A 6925-nucleotide genomic window follows, 5' to 3' on the forward strand; every position below is an offset into this window, starting at 1 on the left:
GGGTATTTACGTGGTGATGGCACTGCTCGTGGTTCTCCTTCGAGCCAGGATCATAAGCCTGGCTTCAGGGGCTCCACGAAACCGGGGTCAGCTCACGGCGGGGGTGAAGGACCAGCGTGACCGCATCTTCGCGGCGGGGAGTTCGACGACCGAGATGTCGTGTGTGTCGGCGGCGGGGCCCGGGTAACCGGGGTGACTGTGGGCCGCGCCCTGGACGGCGACGGCTGTCGCCTGGGCGGCAGGATCACCGAGGTACTTCTTCGCGGCGGCGTCCAGCCCGGCCTGGACGTCCTGGTCGAGAGAGACGTAGAAATGTACGTTGTCCGGCCAGTCCGTGGTGCAGTGAGCGGCCGTCAGGAATGTGTCGGCGTCGATCATCGTGCCGGAGCAGACCCAGTCGACGCGGTCAGGGGTAGCCGGATCGCCGTCGTCGTCCCAGGTGGCCACGAGGGCGCCGACCTCGGTGCGTTCGGGGGCGGGGGACGCGTTGTAGGAACTGATCGCGGATGAGGGCGACGCGATGGCAAGCACGGCGGCGCAGGCTGGCCGCGGTGACGGCGGTGGCGCGTGTGGCGGTCAAGAAGAACCCCTTCGCTGGGTATGAATCGGGTGTCCTCCTGTAGGGGGGTGGGTGCATTGAAGCGCCTGTGATCGTCTGCGGCAGAGCTCTGGGAGGCCGTGGAGGCCGACCTGCGCACCCTGCAGCAGCACCTCGCCCATGCGGTCGCACGCCGAACCAGTACCCGCCGCGCCGCCGGTGCCGCCGTCGCCGCCCCGGAGGCCTCGCCGACGGCGGCGGCCACCCCGGCCCTGGCCCCGGCGTCCGCCTTGCAGGTACCACCGGCGCTGACGCCCGCCGCGTCGCCGGTGCCTGCGCCGACGGAAGTCGCCACCGGTCTCCGGTGAGCAGACGGACACCCCTGACCCGCAGCAGCAGGTCGAGGCGGTGAACATCGCCCTGCGGGGGCCGACACGCAGGCCGAAGCGCTCAAGGACCTGCCGGAGTGGCAGCGGCTCCAGACAGTCCGCGGGGCGTGGACGCACCTCTGGAAGGTCATCAAGGAACGGGCCGGGGAGCACTTGGACTGCCTGAAGAGCGACAACCGCGTGGGCGAGTTCTTCCGGAAGGTCTCGCTGAAGGTCTGCGAGAAGGTTGCCGAGTGGGCGCAGGCGGGCGCCGACAAGTTCTGGCGGCCCGACGAGCGTGACGCCGAGGCTACGACCGAGCTGCCCAGCGCCGAGGCGCTGCTCAGGGGTCGGCGACGCGGCCTTCACCTACAGCTCCCCGCGCCGGGGTCCCGGCGGCGGCACCCTGCCCGCCTCCTCCGGTCCCGCCGGCCGGGAGGTCCGGGCCCAGGGCGACGCCGGGGCGGGAAAGCCGTGTATCGACCTCGGCCGCACGCGGCCGCTCGACCACCACCAAGCGCAAGCCGAAGGGGACCACCGCCGAGGGCACAGAGCAGGCCGGACACCTGCGGTGCGGCAGCAGCGAAGAGTAGCAGGCCCGCAAGGGAAGCCAGAAGTAGGCGCAACGCGGGCCGGAGCCTGCGGGACTGGAATCCGGAGCCGCCACCCTCGGCAGAGGGCGGCGGCTCGGCGGCCTGACGCGGCTGTCCCGGCCTCGGGGCTGGTGGGCTCGCATGTTGAGGCGCCGCGTATTCGGCGCGCGGGTTCGGCGGCTGATTACTGACTGTCGCCGGTAACGGTGGTCCAGCGCGGGTCGATGCGGCCTAGCCATGCGTCTTGATCGTCGGCCAGTGGTTGCTTCAGGGGAAGTGGGAGGAACCGGCAGGCGAAGGTGAGGCCCGCGTCGTCTCCGTCGCCGTGGACGTGGTGCTCCCAGGCCTCGGGGAGGTCTGCGGGTGCCTGGAGGTGGAAGAAGCTGGTTCGTCGTGGCTGTCCAGTGTCGGGGTGAGGCTTGTCCTCCACGGCGAGCTGCCGGACCACTGTGGCTGTCAGCAGACCGGTTTCCTCAGTGACCTCTCGAAGAACCGCTTCTTCCAGTCCTTCACCTGATTTGGCTCCTCCCGCAGGGACCTGGGTGCCGGCCTCCGGCATACCGATGTGGTCGAACACCAGCAGTTCGGGGACGGCACGGTGCCGGACCACGTATGCAGCGACACGGATTCTGGGTCGGGTCATCCCGGCATTGTCCTCATATGCGACATCCCGCGGGTTCGTCCTCGCTGTCATCTCCCGTTGCCACAGGTCAGCCCGGCAGACGGGAGAAATTCGGATCCGCATAGATCATGATGGACCTTCGGGATTCCTGGAGAACCATCATGATCCCTACACAGACGCACAGGCCGACGGCGACGAGGTGCCTGGTCAGGCCCCATGCCGAGGAACCGAGGGGCACAGCGAACTCGCGGGATGTTGCACATCCGCTGTGTGTCCGAAGAGCCTGTCCACCGGTGCCTTGCTGACGCTGATGTCCGCCCCGAGGCCGGCTGGCCGCGACCGTCTCGGCTCCGTCGCGAACACCGTCGCCTACGCCGGCGCCCGCGCCTCCGCACCGACCTCCCCGGCCTTCCTCCTCGCGATGGCCTGCATCACGGTCCCGGCCCTGCGCTGGGCACGGCGGTCTCCTGGCACAAGCAGAGGGTGCCCCTGCCGCCGGAGGACCTTCGGGTCGTCCTGACCTCGGTCGACCTGGTGTGGGCACAGCTGGAGCGTCCGGCCAGCCGCCGCCTGGTGGAGGCTGTCGCTTGCAGCGAGCTCGCCCGGGTGGTCGGGTTCGCAGTCGCGCGGATGCGCCGCAGGTCCTCGCCGACCGGCTCGCCCGCCGCCTGGCCGACCAGATGGGTCGGCCTGGCCGATCCAGGACCCGGTGGGCTGGATCGGCCTGGGCCTGCCGCAGCGCCAGGAGTGCGGTGACGTGCGGTGTGACGACCGGGCGCGGCTCGACTCCGGCCGGGACTGCCCCCGGTGCGAGGACCGGCAAGCCGGCCGACGTGCCCAGCGCAGCGCGGTCGTGGCCAAGGTCGACGCCGCGATCCCGTTCTCGGGCTCTGCCTCAACTTCTGTGGCGCAGTCACTTTGAGTGACGCCCCAGCAGGCGGCGCACGAAGTCGCCCGAAAATGAGCCGTGCGCGTGACGGTTGGGCTGACAGTTCGGGGCCGTGGAAGAGATTCAGCTCCGGCTGAAGGAGCTGTTGTTCCCGTCGATCGCGGACGTCGCGGTGCAATCGGTGGGTGTGAACGTCGAGGTAGCACGTGTCGACGCGAGATGCACCGCGGCGGGAGCCGCATGTCCGGGGTGCGGGACATGGTCCAGTCGCGTTCGGGGGTCCTACCTGTGGTTTCCCGCGCTGCTCGCGGCGGCTGCCCTGGCGTACGACGTGCGGGCTGCGGTGCGCCAGCGCCGGGGCGTGCTCGCGCAGCGCCGGCGGCAAGCGAGGTGCTTCTCCATCGCCGAGATCGACGACTCGGACGACCGAGGATTCCGCTCGATCGTCGGGCGGCTGTTGCAGCGCGAAGGCTGGGCATAGGCCGGGCATAGGCCGGCGGGGTGCGTATCAGCCGGAAGGTGGTGCACCTCGTCGGCAACGGGCCCTACGGGCGCCAGCTCGGCGTCGCCTTCGAGCGCGGCCTTGAGCGCGCGGGGCAGGGCAGCGGCGGCCGGGCGGCGCTGCACCCGGTGGGCGGCGCTCCCCAGCTGCCGACTGCTACCGCGCCGGGCATCCGGCCGCTGTTCCTCGTGGTCAGCTCCGGCACCTTCGCCCGTGAGCGCGTGGTGTGGGCGGCCCGGCACGGGGTGCGGCTCGTCGACCGGACTCTGCTCCAGCGGTGGGCGGCCGGTGAGGACCTTGCGGTGCATCTCGACCTTGGCCTGAGCGGCGTTCGGTAGATCTGCCGGATGCCGTAGGCGAGGGTGGCGGCAGCGACCAGGGCGCCAACCTGCCACACGGTCACGGTGACGGTGGCTACGGCGGTCAGGGGCAGTGCCCACTTCGCGCGGCGTTGCTGTGCGGCGCGCTCGGCTGCGCGCTGTAACCGCCCGCGAGCGGGATTCGGCCGCCTCCTGGGGTGTCGTGCGTCCCGGTGGACCTGCCGGTGTGCAGACACACTTCCCGTGCGGCGGGGGACCGAGTGGTCGGCCTGGTCCGGAGGAGGGCAGGAACGAGCGGCCCGGCAGGGGCGGATCGACCACGCGCACGCGATCCGGCGGACGGGTCGTTCAGCCTCGCGCCGTGCCCTTCACGTATGCCTCATAGCCTTCGTCCTCCAGCCGGTCGGCGAGTTCGGGGCCGCCGGAGTCGGCGATGCGACCGTCGGCGAAGACGTGGACGTGGTCGGGGTGGACGTAGCGCAGGATGCGTGTGTAGTGCGTGATCAGCAGGGTGGCGACCTGTCCCGTGACGCGGACGCGGTTGACGCCCTCGGCGACGACGCGCAGCGCGTCGACGTCCAGACCGGAGTCGGTCTCGTCCAGGATCGCGATCTTCGGCTTGAGCAGTTCGAGCTGGAGGATCTCGTGGCGTTTCTTCTCCCCTCCGGAGAAGCCCTCGTTGACGTTGCGCTCGGCGAAGGCTGGATCGATCTGGAGGCGTTCCATCGCTTCGCGTACCTCCTTGAGCCAGGTGCGCAGCCTGGGGGCATCACCGCGGACCGCGGTGGCGGCGGTGCGCAGGAAGTTGGACATCGATACGCCGGGAACCTCGACGGGGTACTGCATGGCGAGGAAGATCCCGGCCCGCGCCCGCTCGTCGACCTTCATCGCGAGCACGTCCTCGCCGTCCAGGGCGACGCTGCCGGAGGTGACCAGATATTTCGGGTGCCCGGCGAGCGCGTAGGCGAGGGTGGTCTTGCCGGAGCCGTTGGGGCCCATGATGGCGTGGGTCTCGCCCTGCCGTACGGTCAGGTCGACCCCATGAAGGATCTCGCGAGGCCCGGCGTCGGTGTGGACCGAACAGTGCAGGTCGCGGATGTCGAGGGTGGCCATGGGCACCTCACCTACCTCACCTTGTTCACCACTGGAATGGCATGGGCGCCGCGCAGCCCACTCATCCACCGTGGCGCAGTCGCGGCTGTCCGGTACAGCGCGGCTGGGCCGCGTGCCATATGCAGGTAATGCCCGCAGAAGCTCGTGCCTACGTCGGCTCAGCGGGAGGATGTGCGCATGGCGACGACCGCCTGCCGGGACCAGACTCGGCCTTTGGGGAGTACTGGACCGGGAATTAGCGGTAACGGCGGTCGCACTGCCTGGGTGGTCTCAGTGTGGCGGGCACCAGTTGAGAACGCCGCGGCCTGAGGAAAGTTCCCCGGGCTGCTCGACGTTGTCGCCGTTCACCACGAGTCCGGTGTCGCCGGTGTTGCCGGTCCAGCCGACGCCGCTGCCGCGGTCGGCGCGCCAGATCCACATGTGGTCGCCGATGACGTTGGCGCTGTTGACGACGAGGCTGGTGGTCGCCTTGCCGACGCCCGCGCCGCCGACGCGGAAGTACACGTCGCACAAGCTCAAGCGCCGTCCGTAGCTGCCCTCCGCCGAGTTGCCAGCCCGCCACGGCTGCCCGCCACCGGGCTCGGGGCGTGATCGCTAATGGCCCGTCGTGCGGAGCCACCGCAGCGTTGCGACGAGCTCTTCGCCGAAGTCCTGGCAAAGCGCGAGCAACTCGCGTCCCGCGGACGAGTCGAGCAGCCCATCGGAATCGGGAAAGGTCCGGAGGGCGCCGTGGCAGGCGAACTCGACAACGAAGTTGCGTGAGTCGAAGTAGCCCTCGCCGCTCGTCCGGTCTGCCAGGTTGGCGAGGTAGTGGTGGTGCGCTTCCTCCGAGGGATGGGAGTAGAACGAGCCCTCGACGAGACTGTCCAGGTAGCCCGCCAGGCCGGACGACAACTCGACTACTCGTTTGGCCTCCTCCAGGCCTGGTTTGTCGAGCAGCTCGCCGAAGGCCCACAAGCCCCCGAAGATTTCCAATTGGAAGAGCTGGACCGTGTCCGGGTCGACTTCGGACTCGAAGATCGGGGCCGTGCACAGCTCGGCGAATGCCTGGCCGTAGGCGTGGTTCGACTGTTCCCCAGGAGGTTCCGTTGCCAGTCGGAACAGCGACTCCAGCACACGCGGGTCGACTCCCCAGTCCGCATCCAGTACCGGCGCACGCCACCGCCACAGCGCCAGAGCGGCGGCCTGACGCTGGCGAACGGGCTTCAGGTCAGCCAACCGCTCGTTCTGTGCCACGTCGGTGCGTCAACCCTTCTGATCGCCGTGCCCCCGGCCCCTTCGTCTCGGGACACTGTAGAAGCTGCCGAAGGGACCGCGTGATCTTCCGAGCCGTGGCAAACTCAAGCCCGCATCCGAAGCGGGCATACCGGCTCAGAACGGCCTCTGAGGGCAAAAACAGTCCCCGGTAGTGCTGCACGTGTCCTGAAGCTTCAGTCGTCACTGTCGCCTCGGTATCGCGCCGGCTTGCCGGGGGCTTAAACCACATCCTGTCGAAGTCACTCCGCCGACTAGGCGTCCTCATCGACTTTGTAACCTTTTCGGTGTTATGGCCTAAGAACCACCATCCACGCTTTATGTTCATAGTCAATGGGTTTTAGGTAAATTTTCGGCGGCTGGTGGCGCAGACGCCCTAGCGTCCTGCGCCTGAAATCCGTCGGCAGAAGTGGGCGAGGGACTCGAGGATCTCTTCGGCGGTCTTGGTCCAGACGAACGGCTTGGGGTCTGCGTTCCAGTCCTTGATCCAGGCGCGGATGTCGGCTTCGAGGCTCTGGACGTTCTTGTGTGCGCCGCGGCGGATCTTCTGGTCGGCCAGGAACCCGAACCACCGCTCGACCTGGTTGATCCACGAGGAGCCGGTCGGGGTGAAGTGCATATGGAAGCGGGAGTGTTTGGCCAGCCACGTCCTGATGGCGGGCGTCTTGTGGGTGCCGTAGTTGTCGCAGATCAGGTGGATCTGCAGATGCCCGGGCACCTCCTTGT

The 6925-nt window shown here is 68.9% G+C and carries 8 protein-coding genes and 1 pseudogene; 3 read left to right on the plus strand and 6 right to left on the minus strand.

The window, feature by feature from the left end:
- Nucleotides 1-87: 87 nt before the first annotated feature.
- Nucleotides 88-531 (minus strand): trypsin-like serine protease, encoded by a 444-nt coding sequence (locus ACWEK3_RS41725; protein ID WP_453252198.1) that lies wholly within the window; start codon nt 529-531, stop codon nt 88-90.
- Nucleotides 532-678: 147 nt separating this feature from the next.
- Between ACWEK3_RS41725 and ACWEK3_RS41730 the strand changes: the two genes are divergently transcribed.
- Entirely contained in the window at nt 679-906 is a 228-nt protein-coding gene (locus ACWEK3_RS41730; RefSeq protein ID WP_450544933.1) for a hypothetical protein, read from the plus strand.
- A 777-nt stretch (nt 907-1683) separates the two neighbouring features.
- On the opposite strand, the gene ACWEK3_RS41735 is transcribed toward ACWEK3_RS41730, so the two are convergent.
- Nucleotides 1684-2142, minus strand: a complete 459-nt coding sequence (locus tag ACWEK3_RS41735) for an NUDIX hydrolase (protein WP_453252199.1) — start codon at nt 2140-2142, stop codon at nt 1684-1686.
- 980 nt (nt 2143-3122) lie between these two features.
- On the opposite strand from ACWEK3_RS41735, the gene ACWEK3_RS41740 reads away from it, so the two are divergent.
- On the plus strand, nt 3123-3491 hold the full coding sequence (locus ACWEK3_RS41740) for a hypothetical protein (RefSeq protein WP_450544937.1): 369 nt from the start codon (nt 3123-3125) through the stop codon (nt 3489-3491).
- A 20-nt stretch (nt 3492-3511) separates the two neighbouring features.
- Entirely contained in the window at nt 3512-3850 is a 339-nt protein-coding gene (locus tag ACWEK3_RS41745; protein WP_450544939.1) for a hypothetical protein, read from the plus strand.
- A gap of 330 nt (nt 3851-4180) precedes the next feature.
- Here the strand turns inward: ACWEK3_RS41745 and sufC are convergent, their stop codons facing one another.
- The 4 genes and pseudogenes from sufC to ACWEK3_RS41765 form a co-directional block, all read right to left on the minus strand.
- A complete protein-coding gene (gene sufC / locus ACWEK3_RS41750) occupies nt 4181-4945 on the minus strand; it encodes a Fe-S cluster assembly ATPase SufC (RefSeq protein ID WP_453252200.1) in 765 nt (254 codons plus the stop codon).
- A 318-nt stretch (nt 4946-5263) separates the two neighbouring features.
- Nucleotides 5264-5461: pseudogene (locus ACWEK3_RS41755) on the minus strand (coagulation factor 5/8 type domain-containing protein); the annotation flags it as partial.
- A 78-nt stretch (nt 5462-5539) separates the two neighbouring features.
- Entirely contained in the window at nt 5540-6181 is a 642-nt protein-coding gene (locus ACWEK3_RS41760) for a hypothetical protein (protein ID WP_453252201.1), read from the minus strand.
- Between the two features lie 394 nt (nt 6182-6575).
- Nucleotides 6576-6925, minus strand: a 350-nt coding sequence (locus ACWEK3_RS41765; protein WP_453252202.1) for a transposase, incomplete at its 5' end; no start/stop codon positions are given.

The organism is Streptomyces sp. NPDC004721, assembly GCF_053601495.1.